The 23076-nt window shown below is 66.4% G+C and carries 20 protein-coding genes and 1 pseudogene; 9 read left to right on the top strand and 12 right to left on the bottom strand.

Annotated elements, in window-relative coordinates; translation table 11 throughout:
* Window positions 1-107 precede the first annotated feature (107 nt).
* Complete coding sequence (locus DM868_RS14575; protein WP_137277571.1) at window positions 108-1712, bottom strand: ABC transporter permease; 1605 nt, start codon at window positions 1710-1712, stop codon at window positions 108-110.
* Window positions 1713-1830: 118 nt separating this feature from the next.
* Here DM868_RS14575 and DM868_RS14570 point away from each other — a divergent pair, with 118 nt between their 5' ends.
* The 4 genes from DM868_RS14570 (at window position 1831) to DM868_RS14555 (ending at window position 5952) form a co-directional block, all read left to right on the top strand.
* Window positions 1831-2388 (top strand): gluconate 2-dehydrogenase subunit 3 family protein, encoded by a 558-nt coding sequence (locus DM868_RS14570; protein ID WP_137277570.1) that lies wholly within the window; start codon window positions 1831-1833, stop codon window positions 2386-2388.
* Window positions 2385-3980 carry a GMC family oxidoreductase gene (locus tag DM868_RS14565; RefSeq protein WP_137277569.1) on the top strand — a complete coding sequence of 532 codons (1596 nt, stop codon included), beginning with the start codon at window positions 2385-2387 and terminating at the stop codon, window positions 3978-3980. The genes DM868_RS14570 and DM868_RS14565 overlap by 4 nt, the downstream gene beginning before the upstream one ends.
* Window positions 3981-4140: 160 nt before the next feature.
* Window positions 4141-4788: a dolichyl-phosphate hexose transferase gene (locus DM868_RS14560; protein WP_246049150.1), complete on the top strand. Its 648-nt coding sequence runs from the start codon at window positions 4141-4143 to the stop codon at window positions 4786-4788.
* Between the two features lie 81 nt (window positions 4789-4869).
* Entirely contained in the window at window positions 4870-5952 is a 1083-nt protein-coding gene (locus DM868_RS14555) for a type IV pilin (RefSeq protein WP_137277567.1), read from the top strand.
* Window positions 5953-5970: 18 nt separating this feature from the next.
* Here DM868_RS14555 and DM868_RS14550 read toward each other — a convergent pair whose 3' ends face one another.
* The 7 genes from DM868_RS14550 to DM868_RS14520 form a co-directional block, all read right to left on the bottom strand.
* Window positions 5971-7068 (bottom strand): MFS transporter, encoded by a 1098-nt coding sequence (locus tag DM868_RS14550; RefSeq protein WP_170964540.1) that lies wholly within the window; start codon window positions 7066-7068, stop codon window positions 5971-5973.
* Window positions 7069-7285: 217 nt separating this feature from the next.
* Window positions 7286-9430 carry a DUF7846 domain-containing protein gene (locus DM868_RS14545; protein WP_170964539.1) on the bottom strand — a complete coding sequence of 715 codons (2145 nt, stop codon included), beginning with the start codon at window positions 9428-9430 and terminating at the stop codon, window positions 7286-7288.
* A gap of 12 nt (window positions 9431-9442) precedes the next feature.
* The gene (locus tag DM868_RS14540; protein ID WP_137277565.1) at window positions 9443-10588 is read right to left on the bottom strand and encodes an extracellular solute-binding protein; all 1146 of its coding nucleotides are present in this window, start codon (window positions 10586-10588) and stop codon (window positions 9443-9445) included.
* A 38-nt stretch (window positions 10589-10626) separates the two neighbouring features.
* Window positions 10627-11826, bottom strand: coding sequence for an alpha-1 4-glucan-protein synthase (locus DM868_RS14535; protein ID WP_137277564.1), 1200 nt, complete (start codon window positions 11824-11826; stop codon window positions 10627-10629).
* 241 nt (window positions 11827-12067) lie between these two features.
* The gene (locus DM868_RS14530) at window positions 12068-12700 is read right to left on the bottom strand and encodes an HAD family hydrolase (protein WP_137277563.1); all 633 of its coding nucleotides are present in this window, start codon (window positions 12698-12700) and stop codon (window positions 12068-12070) included.
* 64 nt (window positions 12701-12764) lie between these two features.
* Entirely contained in the window at window positions 12765-14402 is a 1638-nt protein-coding gene (locus DM868_RS14525) for an acyl-CoA synthetase (RefSeq protein WP_137277562.1), read from the bottom strand.
* Window positions 14403-14453: 51 nt separating this feature from the next.
* Window positions 14454-15509, bottom strand: a complete 1056-nt coding sequence (locus tag DM868_RS14520; protein WP_137277561.1) for a CheF family chemotaxis protein — start codon at window positions 15507-15509, stop codon at window positions 14454-14456.
* A 152-nt stretch (window positions 15510-15661) separates the two neighbouring features.
* Here DM868_RS14520 and DM868_RS14515 point away from each other — a divergent pair, with 152 nt between their 5' ends.
* Complete coding sequence (locus DM868_RS14515) at window positions 15662-16339, top strand: sensor histidine kinase (RefSeq protein WP_170964538.1); 678 nt, start codon at window positions 15662-15664, stop codon at window positions 16337-16339.
* Between the two features lie 14 nt (window positions 16340-16353).
* Here the strand turns inward: DM868_RS14515 and DM868_RS14510 are convergent, their stop codons facing one another.
* Entirely contained in the window at window positions 16354-17064 is a 711-nt protein-coding gene (locus DM868_RS14510) for a helix-turn-helix domain-containing protein (protein ID WP_137277559.1), read from the bottom strand.
* 145 nt (window positions 17065-17209) lie between these two features.
* Between DM868_RS14510 and DM868_RS14505 the strand changes: the two genes are divergently transcribed.
* The 3 genes from DM868_RS14505 to DM868_RS14495 all read left to right on the top strand — a co-directional run bounded on the left by DM868_RS14505 (window position 17210) and on the right by DM868_RS14495 (window position 20601).
* Complete coding sequence (locus DM868_RS14505) at window positions 17210-18376, top strand: 3-dehydroquinate synthase II (RefSeq protein ID WP_137277558.1); 1167 nt, start codon at window positions 17210-17212, stop codon at window positions 18374-18376.
* A 245-nt stretch (window positions 18377-18621) separates the two neighbouring features.
* Complete coding sequence (locus DM868_RS14500; protein ID WP_137277557.1) at window positions 18622-19515, top strand: MBL fold metallo-hydrolase; 894 nt, start codon at window positions 18622-18624, stop codon at window positions 19513-19515.
* 54 nt (window positions 19516-19569) lie between these two features.
* Window positions 19570-20601 (top strand): LLM class flavin-dependent oxidoreductase, encoded by a 1032-nt coding sequence (locus DM868_RS14495; RefSeq protein WP_137277556.1) that lies wholly within the window; start codon window positions 19570-19572, stop codon window positions 20599-20601.
* Here DM868_RS14495 and DM868_RS15860 read toward each other — a convergent pair.
* Window positions 20598-21133, bottom strand: a pseudogene (locus tag DM868_RS15860) (YqaA family protein). The gene DM868_RS14495 and the pseudogene DM868_RS15860 sit on opposite strands and share 4 nt — an antisense overlap.
* A gap of 7 nt (window positions 21134-21140) precedes the next feature.
* On the bottom strand, window positions 21141-21566 hold the full coding sequence (locus tag DM868_RS14485) for a GtrA family protein (protein ID WP_137277555.1): 426 nt from the start codon (window positions 21564-21566) through the stop codon (window positions 21141-21143).
* A 341-nt stretch (window positions 21567-21907) separates the two neighbouring features.
* Between DM868_RS14485 and DM868_RS14480 the strand changes: the two genes are divergently transcribed.
* Window positions 21908-22366 carry a zinc ribbon domain-containing protein gene (locus DM868_RS14480; protein WP_137277554.1) on the top strand — a complete coding sequence of 153 codons (459 nt, stop codon included), beginning with the start codon at window positions 21908-21910 and terminating at the stop codon, window positions 22364-22366.
* A gap of 30 nt (window positions 22367-22396) precedes the next feature.
* Here DM868_RS14480 and DM868_RS14475 read toward each other — a convergent pair whose 3' ends face one another.
* A complete protein-coding gene (locus DM868_RS14475) occupies window positions 22397-23014 on the bottom strand; it encodes a TetR/AcrR family transcriptional regulator (RefSeq protein ID WP_137277553.1) in 618 nt (205 codons plus the stop codon).
* Window positions 23015-23076: the final 62 nt, after the last annotated feature.

Raw genomic sequence — 23076 nt, 5'->3', positions numbered from 1 at the left:
GTCCGTCGTTGGACGCGTTCAGCAGCCGGAGCTCCCGGGAGCGAGCACTAGACGATACTTCAGCGAGGGGCTCTATCGAGGGCTACCCCGTTCGGTGTTGGAGTGATTCACAGTCCCCGCTCGTCGCCTTCCTGTGCCAGGATGACGACCATCGACAGCCCCGAGATGAGGAGCAACAGCAGCGCCGGGATCGCCGCGTACTGGTAGAGGACGGCCGCCTGCGCGCGCCAGATCTGGGTGACGATCGTCTCGAAGCCCGACGGACGCAGAATGAGCGTAACGGGGAGCTCCTTCATCGTCGTCAAAAACACGAGCGCGGCGCCGGCGACGAGCCCCGAGCGGATGTTGGGCAGCGTGATCCGTCTGAACGTCCCGAGCGGGGACTCCCCGAGGGTCCGACCGGCCTCGACGAGCTTCGAGTCGAGTTGCAGAATGGACGTGCGGGTCGTGCCGACCGCCTGCGGAACGAACCGGATGGTGTACGCGAAGATCAAAAGCGGCAGCGTCTGATAGAGGCTCGGGAGATAGCCGGCCCCGAAGAAGACCAAGGCGAGCCCCAAGACGACGCCCGGCACCGCGAAACCGACGTACGTCGCCCGCTCGAACAGGATCGAGACACGGGAGTCGTTCGTCGCCGCGAAGTACGCGACCGGCAGCGCGACCAGCGTCGCCACGGCGGCCGCGGCGGCCGCGACGCCGACGGAGTTGAGCACCTGTACCCACTCGAAAGACAACGAGGGCTGTCGTTCGGTGTCCGTTCGAACCAGCCACAGCAGCAGGATCCAGATTGGGACGACGAGCGCGACGAGGGAGACGCCCGCGGGCAACAACGTCGCGGGCCAACGCCACCGCCCCAGCTGAACGCGGGTGCCGTCGTGGTCGGCGTCGCCACCCTTGACGGTCTGATCGGGACGGATCGCCCACTCCAACACGAGCACGAGAAGCACGAGCAACAGGAGTTGGATCGAAAGCAGCGCGGCGTACTCGGCGCCGAACGAGGTGTACTCGACGTAGATCTCGCGGGTGAACACCGAGAGGCGCATGATCGCCGGGGTGCCGAAGTCCGAGATCGCATACAGCGCGCTCAACAGCGCACCGGCGGCGATCGCGGGGCGGATCTGCGGCAGCGTCACCCTGCGAAACGCGTCCCACCGCCCGTAGTTGAGCGTCCGCGCGGCGTCGATCAACTGGGTGTCGAACGAGACCAACGCGGCTCGAGCAGTGAGGTAGACGTACGGGTACGTGTACAGCGTGATGACGAGTACAGCGCCCGGGAGCCCGTATATTTCGGGGATCCGTTCGATACCGAGCGGGGCCAAAATCGACTGGAACTCCCCGCGGGGGCCGAACGCCGAGACGAACGCGAACGCGCCGACGTAGCTGGGAATAACGAGCGGAAGGGCGGCGACGATCGACCAGAACCGGCGGAATGGAAGGTCGGTTCTGACGGTCAGGTACGCGAGCGGGACGCCGAGCAGCACCGACCCCGCGGTCACGCCGCCCATCAGGAGGAGGCTGTTGACGAGCACGTCAGCGGTGCCGGCGCTGAACACGAGGCCGCGCGCGCGCGTCGGTTCGACGGCCGCGACTTCGATGAAGAGCCAGGCGAGCGGGAACACCAACGCGACGGCGATTAGCCCGGAGAGCAACGTCAGCCCCAGCGGTAACGAGCGGGTCGACGAATCGGCGTCGGTTTCGGTCGGTTGGTCCATGGTGGATGGAGGAGTCGGGCGACGACCGTGGCTTCGGTTCGGTTCGAACGCGCCGAGCGGTATAGTTCGATCGAAACACTCCGACGGATATAAGAGTTTAGGCCAGCCTAAATAGGGTATGGAGCTGACGAGGCGGGACGCCGCCGCCGCCCTGGCTGCGATCGGGACGACCGGCGCGGTCGCGTTCGGCGTCAATCGGCTCGGACGTGAACGCGAGGAGCGCGACGAACGGCCGGATCCGGCGGCCGGCGTGACGGTCGACGACGCGCGGATCGTGGAGACGCTTTCGGCCGCCGCCGCCGTCGTCTACCCCGAGGCGGTCTCGGGAGTCGACGCGTTCGTGGAGGCGTTCCTCGACGGGCGGCTCGACCGCCCTGACCACGCGGTCGCCCTTGGTGAGGCGGTCGGCGAACTAGACGAACTCGCGACGGCGTGGTACGGCGATCGCTTCGCCGAACTGCCGGTCGCGGACCGCGATCGACTTCTCCGAGAAGCCGGCGCGAACACCGCCGATGAGGATCCCGAGGGCACGACTGCCGAGCGGATCAGATACTACGTCGTCAACGAACTGCTGCTCGCGCTGTACGCCTCGCCGACGGGCGGCGAGTTGGTCGGAATCGAGAACCCCCAGGGGTATCCTGGCGGGACCGAAAGCTACCGACGGGGGCCGCAATGAGTTCCCCACGGAGCGATCGAACGCCGCTGGAGCGAGCGGACGTCTGCGTGATCGGCGCGGGACCGGCGGGCGGGCTCGTCGCCGACCGACTCGCCGACGAGCACGAGGTGGTCGTGTTGGACGCCGGACCGCGATTCGACTTCGACGACCGCATCGAGCGCCAAGAGAAAGCGATCCGCCCGGCCTACGACCGCTCCGACGTGTGGGACGGCGATCCCGAACGCGACGCGCACTCGGCCTCAGGCGAGTGGTTCTACCCGCTGAACCAGGCGCGCGTCAAGGGGATCGGCGGCTCGACGCTGCACTGGCAGGGGATGGTGATGCGGCTGCACGAGGACGACTTCAACTCCGAAAGCGTCCGCGGCGCGGGCGCTGACTGGCCGATCGACTACGCGGACCTCCGGCCGTACTACGCCGACGCCGAGCGCGAGCTGGGCGTCGCCGGCTCGGACGACAACCCCTACGCGCCGCCCCGTGAGGAGCCGTTTCCGATGACGGCGTTCGCGCCCTCCTACAGCGACGGCCTGTTCGCCGAGGCCTGCGAAACCCTGGAGATCGATATGCACTCGGTGCCGAACGCCCGCAACGCCGAGTCCTACGACGGGCGCTCGGCGTGCGTCGGCTACGGGACCTGCCAGCCCGTCTGTCCGTCGGGCGCGAAGTACGATGCGACCGTCCACGTCGAGCGCGCCGAGGAGAGGGGTGCGACGGTGATCGATCGGGCCCCGGTCCAACGGCTCGAACACGACGCTGATAGGGTGACAGCGGCGGTCTACGCGACCCCCGACGGCGAGGAGCACCGACAGGAGGCCGAGGCCTTCGTCGTCGCCTGCGGCGGCGTCGAGACGCCGCGATTGCTCCTGTGTTCGGAGTCCGAACAGTACCCCGATGGGCTCGCGAACTCCAGCGGCCTCGTCGGCGCGTTCTTCATGGATCACCTATTCGCCGGCATGGGCGGCGTCCTCGACGAGCCGACCCGCCAGAACCACGTCGGCTTTCTCACGAGCGGGTGCCACCAGTTCTACGACGACGCCGACGGTGAGGTCGGGCCGTTCAAACTGGAGTTCTTCAACTACGACGGCCCCTCGCCGGTCGAGATGGCGCTCTCGGGCGACGAGTGGGGCGACGCCCTGCTCGATCGGCTTCGCGAGTCGTACGGGAACCACATCGGGATGGGGGCGCTCGTCGAGCAGCGCCCGCGGGAGGACAACTACGTCGGCCTCGACCGCGAGCGGACCGACGATCACGGCCGGCCGGTGCCGGACGTTCACTGGTCGGTGGACGACCGGGCGCTGCGGACGATCGAGCGGGCCAACGAAATCCAGCGAACGATCCTCGAGGAGTTAGGCGCGGAGATCACCTGGCAGGTCGGCCCCGACAACACCGGGCCGGCGTACCACCACATGGGCACGACGCGGATGGGGACCGATCCGGCCGAAAGCGTCGTCGATCCGTGGCTTCGGACTCACGACCTGACGAACTGCTGGCTCGTCACCAGCGGCGCGTTCCCGACCGGCGGCGCGATGAACCCGACGCTCACCATCGCCGCACTCGCGCTGAGAGCCGCGGAGAACCTTCGTGAAACGCTTTGACGCTTGTTTTAGGTATACCTAAAAACTTAAGCGCCTGCGGGAGAGATGAGTGACAATGAGTTCGATTCAGCGGCAGGCGGACGGCAGCGACGTGGACGCCACGGACGGGGAGACGAGCGACACGGAAGACGAGTACACCTTCGAAGACGTAAGCGTCGTGATGGGCACGTACAACGAGGAGGCGGCGATCGCGACCGTCATCGACGACGTGGAGGCCGTCACGGACGGGAAGGCGGAGATCGTCTGTGTCGACGGATCGTCGGACCGAACGCCCGAAATCGCCCGCGAGAAGGGCGCTCGCGTGATCGAGCAGGAACCGCAGGGGTACGGCGTCGCCGTCCGCGAGGCGATCCTCGCGCCGGATCGGCCGATCGTCGTCACGACCGACTGCGACGACACCTACCCGATGGAACAGCTGCCGGAGTTCCTCGCGGCGATCAACGACGGGGCCGACGTCGTCAGCGGCGACCGCCTCTATCACGGCGCGGAGGCGATGCCCGCGTTCAACCGCTTCGGCAACCAGGCCTTCGCCGCCATCGCGAGCGTCCTGATGAGCGAGCGCGTCCACGACACCACGACGGGGATGCGCGCCTACCGGCGCGAGGTCGTCGAGTCGATCGAGTGGACCGAGAACACCGGGCTGTCGGCGGAACTGCTCATCCGACCGCTCATGCGAGGCTACGAGATCCGCGAGCAGCCGATCGCCTATCGCGAGCGCGCCGGTGAGACGAAACTCGACCCGATCGAGGGCGGCCTCGCCATCGCGAAGTCGATCGTGACGGTCTGTCTCGAAGAGCGGTTTCGGTAGTCGGCTCGGTCATCGAACGAGCGTTTTCTCGTTTTGAAGACGCTGGGGGACATTCATATCGGATGAAGAGAACCCACCACCATGGAGCGACGAGCGAAGGGTGACCGAGCCATCTCGCCGGTGATCGGCGTCACCCTCATGTTCGTCATCGTCGTCCTGTTGGCAGGGGTCTCCGCCGGTATGTTGCTCGGCTTCGAGTCCCAGCTTCGCGACCCTGGCCACACCTTCGCTACCGACGAGACCGTCGAGGTGGCGTTGCAAGGCAACGACACGGAACACAGCTTAGAGTTCGTCCACCTGGCGGGCCAGTCGGTGGCGGCCGACGCGCTCCGCGTCCGCGTCGGGGACGGGGAAGCGACCCAGACCGTCGATCTCGACACAGGGAGCGCCCCGACACTCGCGGACGGCGAGTGGTCTTCGGGTGAGCGGCTCGACCTCGAACTCGACGAGGACACGATCTGTCGCGGCGACGGCGACACTGCCGAGGTGACGCTCGTCTACGACGGGGCCGACTCGGCCTACGTGCTCTCCGAACGGCGCGTCCCCATCGAGCGTGGCCAGTTCGTCATTCGCGGTGACAGCGTCGAGACCACCGCCGATTTCACGGCCAACGTGAAGTTCCTCGGCACTGGCTGGTCGAGCCCGACCTACGACGCGCCGGTGAACGTCTCCGTGCGCGTGAACAGGACCGAGGTGAAAGCCTGGGAGCTGGTCGGCGACTCCGACACGACCGTCGGGTCGTACGGCGTCTCCCGGCAGTCGACTGGCACCTCGATCTCGGTCCGAGCCAGCGGCAAGGAATCGCGGTTAGGCGATTGGCGAACCACGAGTGACGCCGAGAACGACGAGTACCTGGTCGTGCTCCGGGACGGCGATCCAGTACCGAACTACGATGCCGGCTCCGGCCAACAGGACGTCGCCGCGTACGCGGAACCGTTCATCGACGACGGCGTCGTCTCGCTGGACGACAACCAAGCGATCTACCTGTTCGACTTCAACCGGCAGGGGCCGTACCACGAGACGGCGGACTACCAAGACGCGGTCGTTCTCGTCTCCTTTTTCGCCCAGCGGGCGACCGAAGCCCAGGTCCACGACGTGGCCGAAGAGCAAGTCATCGTCTGCCCGGCGGAGACGAAGTCGGCGAGTCCGAACGGCGGGGACTGACGGAGCGGTGAAACGGAGCTACAACGTGTCGGACCACCGCGACGGCGCGGTACTCCGGTAGAACACTGCGACGTTGAGCGCGGTGACTACCCCCGTCAGTCCGAGGACGAGGCGATAGTCGCCGGTCGCCTCGACGACCAACGTCGAGACCGGCGGGACGACCAGCGCCGCCGCGCCGAAGGCGACGTTGAAGATGCCGACGATCGCGGTGTCGTTCGCCGGGTCGAAGATGTCGAGCAGGACGGGGACGTACAGCGCGGACGTCGTGCCGAGTCCGATTCCCAGCAACAGGATCCCGGCGTAGATCGCGAGCGTCGTCTGTGCGATGAACACGAAACAGCCGACCGCGATCAAGAGGAGCGAGACGGCGATCATGCGGCGAAAGCCGAGCCGTTGGCCGGCGTACCCGCTCGCGACCCGAGCGAGAATGCTCGACCCGCCGATGACCCCGAACAGGACCGTCGCGAAGCCGCGCTCGATCCCCCAAGCGGCGAACATGTTGATCGCGTGCGTAGAGATCAGGAAATACCACGCGTACAGCAGCGCCATCGCCAAGAAGAGTGGGGGAAACGCCGGCTCCCGGAGCAGCCGTTTCAGCCAATCGAGCAGATCATCGAGTCCGCGCTCACTCCCGTCGTCGTCGATCCGCGGACGCCGAATCACGACGGCCGCCGCGACGTAGATCGCGGCAGCGCCGAGCAACACGATCGTGAACGCGTTCCGAACGCCGTAACCGTCGATCAACCGGGCCCACACCGGCGGCATGACCTGCATCCCGAGGCCGTTGCCGGCGAAGAAGATTCCCGTCGCGATCCCCCGGTGTTCGTCGAACCACCGCGGCGTCACCGAGACGACGATGATGTACACGAGCCCCATCGCGAGACCGATCCCGGCGAACACCATCAGGAGTCCGAGGTACGACGAGACGACGTGGAGCCCCCCGCTGAGCAGCGCCACCCAGACGGCGACGGGCACGATGACCCGTCGGATCCGGAGCCGAGTGAGTAGGATGCCCATGGATCCGGCGACGATGTAGACGGCGAACGTCTCCGCGGAGAAGACCGTCGAGATCGCCACTCTCGAGGCGTCGAACTCCTCGGCCAGCGGATCGAGCAACACCCCCGAAGGAGAACAGAGTGCCCCAGGTGACGACCAGCGTGAGAAACGAAGCGCCGACGACCAGCCAGCTCCGGAGCGAATCGCGATCGTCGAGCGCGTGTCTGCTCACTACCCGGGCCGTTTCGTCACGCGGTGATCAGCGTTTCGGTACTCCTCACACGAGGACTGCTTGCGCACGCGCTGGAACGTGGGCCACCCGGCACGACCCCGACTGTCACGCCCGCGTCAGGCTCGTCTCGAAAGAGACGCCATCGCGATGCGAGTCCGGCTCGTCGGGCAGATACGTTCCCTCGTTCCCGCAGTCGGTGACGAGCGGGCAGACGGAGCGCTCGGGCGGCCAGACCGCCTCGACACCGTCGGTGTCGGTTCGAACGGTCGTCTCCTGACGATACGTGAGCGTGCCGCCGTCGGGCTGGGTGAGCGTGATCGTCAGGACGACGACGTCGTCTTCGCCGACGCGGATCGACGGATCCGAATCGGCGTCGAGCGCGCCGAGGCGGGCCGCGTCGCGGTCAACCGACCACGGGACGGCGATCGACTCGCCTGGATCGGCGACCGCGTATTCGGCGCGGCCGCCCGCCCTGCTTTCGAGTCGAACCATCGCGTACTCGACGCGCGGCGGGACGCCGACGACGGTGTCGCCGGACAGCGCCGTCCCGCGCCGCACTTCGATCGCTTCGAGTTTCGGGGTGACGTGGCGGTTGGCATTTGGCGTCCACTCACCGCGATAGGCGTACCGGTAGGTGGTCCGGTTCGGGTAGGCGTCGAGGACGGCGAAGTCCTCGTCGGGCTCGCGATCGAGCGCGTAGACGACCGAACCATCGAGGCCGCCGTCGTTGCGGAGGTACTGGAACGGGTGGTTCTGCCACTCGCCGTAGGGCGTCGGGAGGAAGACGAGCGCGTCCTCGAGATCCGCCGTCTCGATCGGCTCGTAGGCGATCTCGTACTTGTCGGCGTAGGCTGCGTTCCGGTCGAGCGGCGTCGAGACGGCCGCCGCGGCCGTGACACCAAATCCGACGAGGCTCGCGACGAGCACCACGGCGACGATCGCCCGCCCGGCTCGCGGCGACAGCGTCGAGTCGAGCCGACCCCGCAGCGCCGGGAGCCGGTCCCAAGCCGCGACCGCGGCGACGGCCGCGAAGACCGACAGCGGGAGGAGGAGATCGAAGTGATAGAATGGGCCGAACTGCGAGACGAGCCCGTCGGTCGGATCGGACATCGTCGCCAGCAGGTTGTAGTTGCCCCAAAAGAACAGGTTCCCGAGCGGAACGGTGACGAGGGGGCCGGCGAGCAGAAGGCCGGCCGTCCGCTCGATGCTGTCGGACGCCGAGCGCGTCCACCGCGGTTCGAGCCAGCTGCGAGCCGCGAGCGCGAGGCCGACGGCGGCCAGCGCCGTCCCAATCGGCCCCGCCACGAACCACCGCGTCACGAGGTAGTAGAGCGCGTAGCCGTTGGCTTCGAGCGCCAGTTGGGGCGTGTAGTCGACCGAGTGACCGAGAATTCGGCGCGTACCGAACCCGGGTCCGTCGCGGGGCGCGAAGGCCTCGTAGGGGAACACGAGCGGCGAGCCGGTCATCCGAGCGTTGTATGCGAGCGCCACGCCCACGAACGCGAGGCCGACGAGCGCCGTGAGGCCGCGGCGGCGGACGACGCCGGAGAGGACGACACCCTCGTCGACGAGCGAGCGGGCGAGCGAGAAGAGCGCGTGCAGGACGAACGGGATGGCAAACAACACGGCGGTGAGGGGCCGAGCGAAGAACGCGAGCCCGATCGCGCCGCCAGCGACGGCGGCGACGACGGCGGACTCGTCGCGGACGCTTCGGAGATACGCGACCGCAAACACCAGATTGAGCGCCGTCGTCGGTGCATATGGGAGAAACGCCGAGGTCGTCACGAGCGCGAGCGGCGACGCGGAGAAGAGGATCGCGGCGACGACGCCGACGCGTCGATCGAAGGCCATCGAGCCGAGCGCGTACACGAGCGCCGCATTGACGGCGGCGACGACCGCGAGCGTCACCCGCGGCTCGCCGAACAGCGCCATCGAGGCGGCGAACATCGCCGCCGGGACGGGCGCGTACTTCGGGTAGAGCCGGCCCGCGTCCTCGACGAAGAACCACGGGTGGAACGCGCCCGCGAGGTCGCCGGCGTGCAGTTCGAGTTGACCCTGTAACAGCATCGCCGCCTGCAGGAGATAGACGCCCTCGTCGTGGTTGCTCGAATGGTATGCGAAGACGGTTATCGAGACGACGAGGACGGCGAGGCCAGCCGTAGTGGCGACGGCGGCGGCCGCGGCCGTCGTCGCGTCGAGCCCGTTGGCGAGCCGTCGAATCCGGGGGCGGGGCGATGGTGGGGGCGACACGTCGCGTCGAACCTATAGCACGCCGACATCGCGCATGAGGTCGACAGTCGTTTCGAGGTCCGAAAGCTGCGTCAGGTCGATGTCCGGTACGTCGAGTTCGTCGATCGACGGGAGGTCGCCGATCGGATCGACGTCGGGGACGAGCGGGTACTCGAAGGTCGAGCGCGCGAAGTAGTCCTGCGCCTCCGCCGAGAGGAGGTGGCGCACGAAGTTGTTCGCGAGCGTCGCGTCCGTCGCCGTGTCGACGACGGCCGCGCCCGCGACGTTGAACACGGCGCCGGCGTCGCCGGAGGTGAACGCGGTGGCGATCGACGCGTTCGGGTTCCCGTCGATAACGCGCTGAATGTAGTAGTGGTTCGTGAACGCGGCGTCGATCTCGCCGTCGGCGATCCCCTCACAGGCGGCGAACTCGTTCGGGTACTCCGTGATTCCAGCGTCGAGGACCCCTTGGAGCCACTCTCGGGTCGCCTCCTCGCCCTCGATGAGTCGCATCGCGGTGACGAACGCCTGACAGGAGCCGTAGGATGGAGCCCAGCCGAGATCCCCGTCGAACTCGTCGGGATAGACCATGATGTCGTCGGGGATGTCCTCTGCGCTGTACTCGTCGGTGTTGTACGGGACCGCTCGCGCCCGCCCCGAGGTACCGATCCACTCATCGGTGTGGAACTCCGAACGCACCATGTCGAGGATGTCCTCGTCGAGCGCTGCGGCCCGGCCTTCGTCGGCGATCGCGCCGAGCGCACCCGAGTTGACGGAGTAGAACACGTCCGCGGGGGAGCCGTCGCCCTCGTTGATGATCTGGTTGACGAGATCGGTCGATCCGCCGTACCGCATCGTCAGATCGAGGTCGTCGTAGAGGTCGTCGATGTAGTTCACGAGATCGCCGACGAGGAACTCGCCGCGACCGGAGTACACCGTCAGTTCTCCCTCCAGCGCCGGCATCTCGCTCATCGATACGCCATCGGGGGCATCCCGGCCTTCCCGCCCGGAGCCGATCTGACCGACCGGCGAGTCCGAGGGCTCGGACGGTTCGTCGTCGCTCGAGTCGTCGCCGAGGAGACCGGAACAGCCGGCGATGCCGGCCGCGCCGATCGCGCCCGCGGTTGCGAGGAAGCGTCGACGCCCCTGGTCTCTCGAACTGTCGCGTGTATCGCGCATGTTTTTAGGTCCACCTAAATGCATTTATACTCATCGCTTTAGTCGTCCGCAACGGCCGGCGTTTCGACGGACGCGAGCGCCTCGAGGCACTCGAGCCAATCGAGCATGTACGCGCCGACGTGGTTGAAGAACCCGCCGTTTCGGTACTCGTCGAACTCGCCGTCTGCCAGCCGGTGGGCCATCGCCTCGAACACGGCGGCGTACCGGTCCGGGGTTCGGCTCGCGTCCGGCAGGTCCGGCTCCACATCGTCGACGAGCTCCCAGAGGTGCTCGTTGAGCTCCAGTCCCGCGACCTCGTTGTGGAGGTCGTCGAACGTCGACCGGGGGGCCTTGTTGTGCTCACACAGCGGCCGGCCATTGTAGATCCGCCCGCCGAGCAGGTCGCAGGCGCGCTTGAGGAAGACGCCGCTCCAGATGTCGTCGAATCGACCGACGTCCCAGGCGTTGTCGTCCATCGGCAGCTGGTAGAACGCCGGAATCACCTCGCGGCGGAACGCGAGGTTCATCGAACAGACGGTGAGGTAGTTGCCGCGGTCGGCGATGAAATCACTCTCGAAGTCGCCGGTCGCCGTCCGCGTTTGGGCCTGCCCCCGAAGGTCGCCGTCCATCAGGATGCGGACCGCGTCGAGGTCGGGGACGTTGGTCCACAGCCCCTGAGAGGCGACCACGTTCCCGCCGTCGATCTCGACCGTGTCGGTTTCGACGGTCTCGTCCATCGCCGAGTAGGGGTACCCGCGCGGATAGAGGCCGTGTTCGTCGGCGCGCTGATAGAGGACGTTCACCCACTGCTCGTCCGAACTGACGCGTTCGATCTCTCCGCCGAAGGCGAGGTTTCGCATGTGGCGGCCGAAGAAGTCGCCCTCGTGGGGGAGCGTGTCGTCGTCGATGAAGAAGCCGTACTCGAAGCGCTCGTTGGCCCACATGTACAGGAGTCCGAAACTCGTCTCGGCGTGGCTCGCGGCCGGGACGACGTGGGCGTACTCGGCGACGCCGTTGTCCTCGTACCACTCCTCGCGGCGCGTCCCGTCGAACACCGCGCCCGAGACGTCGAGGTCGTCGAGCATCGCGCGCATGTCGTCGGTGTCGCAGAAGTCCTCGGTGACGAGCAAGACGAACAGCCGCGACGTGTCGAAGCCGTGTTCGCGGGCGTTTTCGACGTACGCGCGGATGCACTCGTACTCGCGGATCGTCGGCACGACGACGCAGATGTCTTGATCGGATCGGTTCGTGGTTCCCATTGCTCACCTATATTTTAGGCTACCCTAAAAGTGTAGCGATATGGGGTGTCGAAGCCGTTACCGCGGGATCGACACCAACAGGTGGGACAGCAGTGATTACCGAACGGCGCGACGACGGGGGGAAGGTGATGCCCACTTCCGTGCAGTACGGATCCACCCGTTCGACGCCGTGTGGTGTTATTTTAGGGCGGCCTAAAAAGTGTGTCGGTCGTCGATTCGTGTCCGTTCCGATCGACGGACGCTACGCCCGGAGCAGTTCGTCGAGCCGGTCCACCCGGTGATCACCGACGACGCAGCAGCCGCGGCGCTCGTGACCGTGGCGTTCGACGTGGGCGGCGTCGAGCCCGGCGTTCCACGCCGCGCCGACGTCCTGCGGGCTGTCGCCGACGAGGACGCCGGATCCCGAACGTGCGCCTGCAGCCGACAGCGCCGACCGAACCGGTCGCGGATCCGGCTTCCAACCGGTCTCGGCCGTACAGCAGACGACGGCGTCGAACCAGTCGCCGATGTCCAACGCCTCCAACACCGGCTCGGTCAGATACCGCTGACAGTGCGTGACGAGTACCGTCGGCGCGTCGAGGTCGCCGACGGCGGCCGCGTCCTCGTGCAGAAACGTCGCTTCCGCGCGCGCCTCAGGGTCTTCCTCGTCGTGAAACACCGTCCAGAATCGCTCCGGATCGACGCCCCACACGTCGAGGTGGCCGCTCCGCTTCCCGTCGAAGCCGTGCCAGAGAATCTCGGCCTGCCGCTCGGTGAAGCCGTAGCCGAGTCGATCGCCGACCCGGCCGAGGAGGTCGTGCACGTAGTCCGGTTCGACGTCGACGATCGTCCCGTCGAGATCGAAGGCCCACCGGTCGTAGGCCGCTGTCGTCATCGGCCGACCGTAGGCGGTGCGCACGCAAATGCGTTGTGGGGGAGAGTTCGGGACGTATCCGAAGCTACTCCTCCCGCTCGCGCAGGTCCGTCCGCCGTATCTTCCCCGTCGTCGTCGTCGGCAGTTCGTCGACGAACTCGATCTCGCGGGGATACTCGTGTTTCGCGAGCGACTCCCTGACGAGCGAGCGGACCGATTCGGCCAACAGCTCGTTCCCCTCGACGCCCGACACCGGCTGACAGAACGCCTTGATGATCTCCCCGCGCATCTCGTCGGAAATCCCGACGACGCCGACCTGCTCGATCTTCGGATGTTCGAGGATCGCGTCCTCGACCTCGCCGGGGCCGACGCGGTAGCCGCTCGTGATGATGAGGTCGTCGTCGCGCGATTTGAACCAGAGACGGCCGTCGGCGTCGCGCTCGCCCAGATCCCCCGTCAGATGCCACGACCCCACGGTCGCTTCGGCCGTCTTTTCGGGTTGATTCCAGTACTCCTCGAAGATCACGGGATCGTCGCCGCGCTCGACCGCGATCTCGCCCACCTCGCCGACGGCGACCTCCTCGCCGGTGTCGGGATCGACCACGCCGATGTCGTGACCGGGAACCGGTTTACCCATGCTCCCCGGAACAGCCGGGAACCACTCATCGCAGTTGCAGACGAGGAGGTTCGCCTCGGTCTGCCCGTACAGTTCGTTGACCGCGACGCCGTCGAGTTCGTCGTCGGCCCACTCCAGGATCTCCGAGGTTAGCGGCTCGCCGCCCGAGCAGATCGCCTCGAGCGAGAGGTCGTAGGCGTCGGCGTCGGTGTTCATCATCATCCGAATCGCGGTCGGCGGGAGGAACGACGAGGTGACGTCGAACTCCGCCAGCAGCTCGAAGGCCGTCTCAGGATCGAACCCCTCCATCGGATAGCCGACCACCGGCCGGCCGTAGTGCCACGCCGGGAACAGCAGATCCCCCAGCGCGCCGATCCATGCCCAGTCGGCCGGCGTCCAACAGACCGTCTCCGAGAGATCGAGACCGAAGTACATTTCGAACGCCGGGCAGTGACCGACCCACACCGACTGGCTGTGGAGGACGCCTTTCGGTTGCCCCGTCGAACCGCTGGTGTACATGATCACGCCGGGCGTGTCGGGATCGGTGTCGACGGGATCGAAGATCGGGTTGGCGTCTTGGACGAGCGGTTCAAACGGCGTCGCCGAGTCGTGGTAGCCGCGGCCGTGCCAGTCGACCTCGAGGACGTGTTCGAGGGCCGGACAGTCCTCGCGGGCGGCGTCGACGGTTTCGTAGTTGTTGCCGTCGACGACCGCGACCGTCGCGCCGCTGTCGTCGAGTCGGTACCCGAGGCCATCCGGACCGAAGAGCACCGACAGTGGCATCGAGATCGCACCGAGTTTCCAGCAGGCGAGGTGGGTGATCGGATTCGCCTGGACCTGCGGCAACACGACCCCGACGCGGTCGCCGCGACCGACGCCCAACTCGGCGAGCGCGTTGGCGAGTCGGTTCGAGCGCCGGTCGAGGTCGGCGAAGGTGAACGTCTCACGACGGCCGTCCGGGAACGCCTGATACAGCGCGGGGCGATCCGGATCGTCGTGTTTCCCGACGAGATCGTGTGCGGCGTTGTAATCGTCGGGGAGGTCCCACTCGAACGCCTCGCGGGCGCGCTCGTAGCTCTCGGTTGGCATCGTGACGTGCCAGGTCATACCACGGGGACACACGGGGGGAGGACATAAAAGTCGGTGTCGGCGGCCCGATCACCGGCGACGACCGGTCGGCTGTCGGATCGCCTTGTCGATCCGCTCGGCCAGCACGTCGTACTGGTCGGTGCCGACGTCCTTTTCGACGTAGTCGGTCACGTCGTCGAGGATCGCGCGCTTGGCAACCTCCTCGCTCCCCTTCCCGGTGTAGAGGATGAACGGCAGCTTCGGGTGTCGGTCCCGGACCGCCCGCAGGAACTCGATGCCGTCCATACCGGGCATCCGAAAGTCGCTCACGACACAGTCGATCGCGTCGTCGGTTTCGAGGTGTTCGAGCCCGGCCTCACCCCCGGCAGCCATCTCGATCGAGAACGGCTCTGGACGCCGTTTCAGGAACATCTCCGCGGCGTGGAGGTCCTGCGGATCGTCGTCGACGAGCAGCAGGTCGATCGACTCGGACCGCTCGTGCGAGTCGGTGGGGGACCCGGACAGCCGGAGTTCGGACTTCAGATACCGGCCGAACAGATTGAGATGGCGCGAGGAAGGCAGCCGGACGACCGTCTTCGCCAGCCCGTCATCGCCATCGGAAACGAGCAGAACAGCCGGTCGTCGGTCGTCGTCGGTTCCAGAGAGCGCTCGAAATTCGAGGATTCGATCGCGAGCGATCGTGAGTTCGGTCTCCGGGTCGTTCTTGTCGACGAACCGGATTCGCGAGGCGGTCACGCCCAGACGAAAGCGGTGAGTCGGCAGATCCACGGCGTCGTCGCCGGATTCGTGTTCGATGACGCACAGCGTGCCTCCGAGCGCCTGTCGGTACAGCGCACCCTGAAAGCGAACGAGTTCGTCGGCGCGGGCGCTGATCGAGGCGACTTCGGTCGCCTCGCCCGTCCGGATGGCGATGGAGACTGTTTCGTCGGCGTTCGGCGTTGCCCCGCGCGAGACGTCCCGGACGACGTCGAACACGTCGTCGAGATCGATCGTTCGCTTCACGTCGTCGGCTCCGAGTACGATCCGGTCGTCCCCCACGAGAACCCGCATAGTGCGCGGGTCGTCCGAACCCACCCCGTCGAGCGTCACGTCAGCGGTGAAATCGCAGACGACTCGAGTCGGCATTGGTGTCCGGACGGATGAACGGGAGTAAGATAAGTATTAGTGCATGTACGCGCGATTCGACGTCGCCTCTTACACTGTTCCAGCGGCTTACCGCGACTCGGTGGGTGAAACGTCCCGAACCTATTCACGACGCGGACGGGTACCGCGGGGTGATGGGACGCGCGCACGCCGATGGCGACGACGAAACCGAAGCCGACTGGCGGCTCGAACGCCGCCACGACCGGCTCGAAACGTACCGAAGCGTCGTCTCGCACGATCTCCGGACCCCGCTCAACGTCGCGCAGGGCTACCTCGATTTCGTCCGCTCGGGCGATGCCGAGGACGAAGACGAGCTGCTCGAGCAGGTGGCGGTCTCGCTCGATCGCCTGGAGGCGTATCTCGCCGATCTCGGGACGCTCGAAGCGCAGGGCACCCCCGTCGAGGAAACCGAACCCATCGATATCGCCGACGTGGCGTCGGAGACGTGGGCGAGCGTCGACACCGTGGATGCGTCGCTCGAAATCGAGACGGCGGCGACTGTCAGGGCAGACCGCGGACGCCTCGTCGCGGCGTTTCGGAACGTCTACCGGAACGCGGTCGAGCACGGCGGTGCGTCAGTGGCCGTGACGGTCGGCGACCTCGACGACGGCTTCTACGTCGAGGACGACGGCGACGGACCCGATGTGGGGGGATACGACGACCTCTTCGAGCCGGGTGTTTCGACGACCGACGGCGCGACGGGGCTTGGGCTCGCGATCGTCGAACAGATCGCCGCGGCGCACCGGTGGCGCGTCTCGGCGACCGAGGGACGCGACGGCGGCGTCCGGATCGAATTTCGGAACGCTCGCTGAGAAATCCACCTCGGCTACTCGATGCCCTGAATCGATGACATCGAATCGACCGTCGAATCGACCAGTTTTCGCTCGGCGCGCCGGAGGTTCATCGAGACGGCGGTCTTCGAGACGTCGAACTCCGCGGCGAGGTCGTCGAGCGACACCGCACGGGGGGTCTCGAAGTAGCCCGCCTCAGCGGCCGTCACGAGCGTGGTTCGCTCGGTGTCGGTCAGCTTCCGACAACTGTCCAAGAACCGGTGGGCCGGCCCGGCGTTCTCGATGACGTCGAACAGCTCCGTGATCGACAGATCGGTGCGCCCTTCGACGACCACGTCGTTGCCGTCGTCGAGTTCTGAGAGCGCCCGGTCGGCGGTCGTCTCGTCGTCGAAGCCGACGTGCCACATCTCCGTGCCGTCCTCGATCTTGAACGGGCCCGTGATGTAGCCGTCGTGATCCTTGACGACGCCCATCGCGTCGGTCTGTTCAATGAGCGTCCGGATCGTCGCGACCCCGCCCTGCTTTTGTAGCGTTTCGCAGTCGGCCATGTTTCGGTGGTCGCACAGTTGGTCGAGCCCGTTGTCGAGTGCGGCTCGCGAGTCCGCCTCGACGAGCAATCGAGTCTCGAGCTGTCGGCGGTTCGTGTCCAAATGCCACTGCATCGCCGAAAAGCTCACGTCGACCTCGTCGGTGGTGTCGATGAACGGGCAGTCGTATTGCCGCATATCGAGATCGAGATCGATCATGGATTTGTGTATGTATTACGAGACGAACTATTAACGGTATCGTATATCGACACGACCGCACGCGGTGGTCGACCGTTCACCATCGTGATTCTGAGCGCTCCGCCGTCCCGCCACGTTCAATAGCCGCCCCCGCCACCGACGAGATATGACACGCTCCGTGTGGCTGAAAGCCGACGACGAGGTCGGCGATTGGGAGGCGCGAAAGCGTCGCATCACCGCCGGACTCGAAGCCGGCATCGACTGGGTGCTCGTCGATCAACGCGACGTCGGCCGCGTCAGGGAACTCGGCCGCGTCGACGTGGCCGCCTTCGCCGGCGACGACGTGCACGTGATGGACGCCGAAACCGAGGACGCGCCCGAACCGGACGCCGTCATCGTCGGCAAGGACGGCGAGGGCGACGGCACCGTCGATCTCCCCTCCGATCTCTCCGGCTCGGCTGACCTGACGACGCTTCGCCGTTCCGACACCCTCGGTGGGGCGTACGTCCGCATCCTCAACGCCGACTACGAATCGTTCGCCGAGGCGGCCGCCGAGGACGCCGACTTCACCATCGTCGTCGGCGAGGACTGGAAGATCATCCCTCTCGAAAATCTCATCGCCCGGATCGGCGACGAGACGGATCTCGTGACCGGCGTCCGAAACGCCGAGGAGGCCCGGACGGCCTTCGAAACGCTCGAACTCGGCGCCGACGCGGTGTTGCTCGACACGGACGATCCCGACGAGATCAGAGCGACTGTCGAGGTCCGGAACGCGACCGAACGCGAGACGCTCGATCTGGAGTACGCGACCGTGACCGACCTCGAGGAAACCGGCTCGGCGGACCGGGTCTGCGTCGACACGGCGTCGATGCTCGAACACGACGAGGGGATGCTCGTGGGCTCGATGAGCCGTGGGCTCTTTTTCGTCCACGCCGAGACCGCCGACTCGCCGTACGTCGCGTCGCGACCCTTCCGCGTCAACGCCGGCGCGGTCCACGCCTACGTTCGCACACCCGACGGCGGGACGAAGTATCTCGCCGAGTTGAAATCCGGCGACGAGGTCCAAATCGTCGACACGGCAGGCAACACACGTGAAGCGATCGTCGGCCGCGCGAAGATCGAGAAGCGGCCGATGTTCCGGATCGAGGCTGAACTCGAAAACGGCGATCGGATCGAGACGCTGTTGCAGAACGCCGAGACGATCAAGGTCGCCACGGAGTCCGGCCGCAAGGCGGTCACCGACCTCGCGGTCGACGACGAGGTGCTCGTCCGCTACGAGGACGTGGCGCGACACTTCGGCGAGGCCGTCGAGGAGTCGATCATCGAGAAGTAGGGTGCTGTCGCGGCACCCATGGAGGCGTGTATCGAACCGCGAATCCATCGATCCGCCGGCCGAGACGAACACGTTCGGCGGATTCGTTTCCAGCGCGACACTTCTCGATTCGCGCGCGGCATCGCAGGTCTCGGTGAGACCTGTCGGAATGCGTGCGTGACGATGACGTTCGACGTGCCCGGGAGTCGATCTCGTTTTCGGACTCATCGAACTGCTTTTCACCGCGTGTGCGCATCTCTCGCGCAATGGCTACGTTTCAGATGATAGCGGACGTGTATGGGATCGACATCGAGGTGTTCGATTCGGGGTTCATATCCGTGTATCTCTTCGACGACGATGAACCGACCCTCGTCGACGCCGGCACGCCGTCGGGCACCGACGCGATCGTCGAGGGGATGACCGAGTGCGGTGTCGACCCTGAATCGCTCGAGAACCTCGTGTTGTCACACGTCCACGTCGACCACTCCGGCGCGGCGAGCGCGCTGGTCGAACTGAACCCCGATCTCGACGTGTACATCCACGAGCTGACAGCCCCGCATCTGATCGATCCGGAGGCGCTCATCGAGAGCAGCCGCGCCGCGATGGGTGAGCACTTCGCGGAGGTCGGCGCACAGGGGCCGGTTCCGGAGTCGAACGTTCGGACGGTCCCGGACGCGGGCACGACGCTCGACATCGGCGAGCACACGCTCGAACTCGTCCACCTGCCGGGGCACTCGCCGGACCACTTCGCGGTCTGGAACGAAGCGCGCGAGTTGCTGTTCGCCGCGGAGTGTCTCGGCGGCTACCTCGAACGCGCCGACCAGTGGTTCCCGCCCGCGACGCTGCCGAACTTCGACGTCGCCGCGATCGACTGCGCCATCGACCGGCTCGAAGCGCTCGACCCGGCCCACGTCCTGCTCCCGCACTTCGGCGTCTGGCCGGACGATCCTGACGACGTCTTCGAACTTGCCCGGCGGGAGCTGCACCGGTTCGACGACCGCATCCTCACGACCCACGACGAGACCGGCTCGCGGGATGCGACCCTACGGATGGTCGCCGACGAACTGCTCGACGTGTCACCGCCGTACTCGGCCGCCGTCGAGTCCTTCTACGCGCGGCTCATCACCGACGGCTACCTGAAGTACCACGATCGTCTCTAAGCCGCGACTGGCCGACAGCCGAACCGTTTTCCGTCGGAGCCTCCGACTCCCCGCATGGATCTCTCGGTAGTCGATCTCTCTCCGATCCCCGATGGCGGCACCGCGAGCGACGCCTATGCGAACACGGTCGAAACGGCCAGACAGGCCGAACGGCTCGGATACAGCCGATTCTGGGTGGCCGAACATCACGGGCTGACCGAGACGCTCGCCGGAACCACGCCGGAAGTGTTGCTCGGACGCCTCGCCGCCGAGACCGACTCGATCCGGCTCGGCTCTGGGGCGATACTGCTCAACCACTACAGCCCATTCAAGATCGCCGAGGTGTTCGGCGCGCTCGACGGGCTCGCCCCCGGCCGGATCGACGCCGGGTTGGGGCGGGCGAACGGCTCGCCCGCGTCCGACCGCGCGCTCGGGACCGACCGGTATGTGGAGAACCCTGACGCGGATCACGCCGAGAAGGTCGAAGCCGTCGTCAACCACTTGTACGACGCCTACCCCGACGAGCACGCCTACAGCGATCTCGGTATCCCGCGTTCGGGGGCCGAAACGCCCATCCCGTGGGTGCTCGGATCGAGCCCATCGAGCGCGGAGCTCGCGGGCAAGCTCGGCCTACGCTACTGTTTTGCGGCCTTCATCAGACCGCAGTTCGCTGAGTACGCCTTCGAAGCCTACCGCGAGCACTTCGAGCCGTCGTCGCTGGCCGGCGGCGTCGAGGAGCCGCACGGCATGGTCGCCGCGAACGCGATCTGCGCGCCGACCGACGAGGGGGCCGCGCGGCTTCGGGCGATCGCGGAGGCGACCTACAAGCGGATGCGACGCGGCGTGACCGGCACCCGCCCCTCGGTCGAGAAGGTCATCGACGAACTGGGCGGCGTGCCGGAGCCGACGCCGGCAACGCTCCCGGACGACGAGTGGCCGCGGGCGATCTCGGGGAGCCCGGAGACGCTCGCGGGACTGCTCGAACAGCTCGCCGATCGCGTCGGCGCCGACGAGATGATGATCCAACACGTCGTCGCCGACCACGACGACGCCCTCCGCTCGCACGAGCTGTTGGCCGAGGGAGTCGAGCTCGATCCCCGCGATTAGATTACCGTGAGCGCGCCACCGACCAGCCCGACGGTCACGACGAGTCGCCCGAGACTGCCAATAAACGTCGCGATGGCGAACTTCTTGTAATCCGTCTCGAGGATAGCATAGGCGTAGATCGAGATCGTCTCCGCGAAGAACGGAACCGAGAGCGCGATCGCCATCCCGCCGTAGCCGTACCCGCGGGACAACGGATCAACCGCTTCTCGGACCACTCGAGGACGTTCCACCGCGACGCTCGCAACCACCGCACGATCGGCCCGGCCTGCTTCGCCTCCTGGCCGATGTGGAACGCGAAGACGCTGCCGACGGCCTTTCCGGTCGCGCTCACGAGCATGATAATCGATAGTTCGGCCATCGACGACAGCCCGAGGTCGAGCGGCACAAGCAGGACGATCTCGCTCGGTCCCGGAAGCACGAACGCGAACAGAAACGAGTAGACGAAGATGATGCTCATCCCGTACCGCCCGGTCGCGGACTCGACGAGCGCTTCCATGCCGCCGGTGAACAGCGCGCCTATCGGTTCGAGCATGCGTGTGTTATCTCCTCCACGTCCATCGCGCGTCGAGAACGTACCGATAGAGTCCGCTCACCCCGATGGCGATCGCGTTGGCGAGCAGATACGACAGCCCGCCCCACTCGACGAACGCGTACAGAACAGCCAGTTGGATCGGGATCGCTGTCCCGCGGACCAGGTTCGTCTTGACCAGTCCGATCAGGTACTCGACGACCCAGTCGTTTCGCCGCGCACGGAACGTCCACGCGTTGTTGGCGACGTACGTGAGCACGATGGTAATCTCGATCGCGATCACCGCGCCGAGCAGATAGTTCACTCCCGCGACATCGACGAACGCCCACAGCAGGACCATCTGGATGCCCGCAGCGACGATCCCGACGATGACGAACCGGCGCATCTGCGGCGCGAACGGCCCCCCGACGAGGTTGCGGATGAACGATCGGATCATCTCAAACGTGCGTCCGTTTTCGGCCGGGGACGACGATCCGCGTCGGGCGCCACTTCGTTGGGCTTTCCTCGACGTGTGGCGTTCTCTGGCCCTGCCGAACGCGGTTTCACGATGGCAATCACGTAGTAAGTTGAACACTTTATATTTGTGATATGCGCCGCCGTGTCCCCGACCGAAAATCGGTGGCGATTAGCCCACTGCCTCCCGTACCGACGCGTTTTCGCCAGTACTCCGCGCGACGCAGCAGGTCGGTCACGCTGTCGAAGCGTCTCTCCGCCGTCGGTGAGGATATGCCGTCCCCCACGAGAATGTTTATTGCTTACTAACCAGTTAATTACTGTATGGCCCGACCGATCTCGCGGAAACGACCGTGGCTCGCAGCGCTGCTCGGGACGCTCGCGACCGGACTCGGTCACCTCTACCTCCGACGGTGGTTGCGCGCGGTGGGCTGGCTCGCCGCGCTCTTCGGGGTCACCGCGCTCTTCGTCGACCCCGCGGCGATCGAGGCGTACGCGAACGGGAACGCCGTCAGCGTGCTCTCGGTCGCGCCTGCCCTGCTCGTGACAGCTTGTAGCGCCGTGGACGCGTACCTCCTCGCCCGCGTCCAGAACCTGATCGCCGGGTCGCGGGCGACCGCTGACCGTGGCCGCCAGTCCACCGCCGTGGATGATTCTCGCCCGTGTCCAAACTGCGGGCAGTCGCTCGACCCGGGCTTAGAGTTCTGTCACTGGTGTACAACCGAACTTAACGGGGTACACGTGGCGCGAGAATCGAATGACGGCGACCGAGCCGAGCCCTGAAACACGGGGATCCGTCGGTCGTCTTCCGCCTCAGTTCGCCCCCGAATCGTCGTCGATGAGCACGGCCGAGACGTACTCGTCGGCCAGCCGCCGCGCGGTCTCGAAAGCGTCCGATTCGTCGTCGTTCAGGACAGCATCTCGGGTCTGTGCGCCGACGACGACCGTCATGAGCGCTCTGGCGGCGTGATCGACGTCAACGTCGTCGAACGCACCCGCCGCGACGCCCTGCTCGATCACCGTTCGCAGGATGTACCGAACGTACGCGTCGCTGCCTCGAAACCGTTCGCCGAACGCCTCCCTGTACGGTGCCTGACTGCGCATCTCCAACATCGCGATCAACAGATCCCGGTGGTCGTTTGGTTCGATCAGGAGCTGATCCAACAGCGAATCGAGACGCCGTTCGGGATCGATGATCTCGACCTCGTGGACCGTGTCCTTGAACCGGCCGAGCAGGTAGTCGAGAAACGCGGCCAGAAGCTCGTCCTTCGTGTCGTAGTGGTAGTGAACCGCCGCCGTCGATTTGCCGTACTCCTCGGCGATCCGCTTGATCGTGAGGTTTGCATAGCCGTGATCGCGCAGCGCGCGATACGTTGCCCGCATGATCTCCCCGTGTGCGTTCGACCTCGACGAATCCGAATCGTCGGCCATTACGCGACGAATGTCGCCTCCGGGTGATAATTATTATGACCACTCAGTTAGTCGCGCCGCTA

Source organism: Natronomonas salsuginis, from assembly GCF_005239135.1.
GTDB classification, from domain to species: domain Archaea; phylum Halobacteriota; class Halobacteria; order Halobacteriales; family Haloarculaceae; genus Natronomonas; species Natronomonas salsuginis.
Note: the sequence above shows the minus strand (reverse complement) of the source record. Positions and strands in the feature narration are given on the sequence as shown.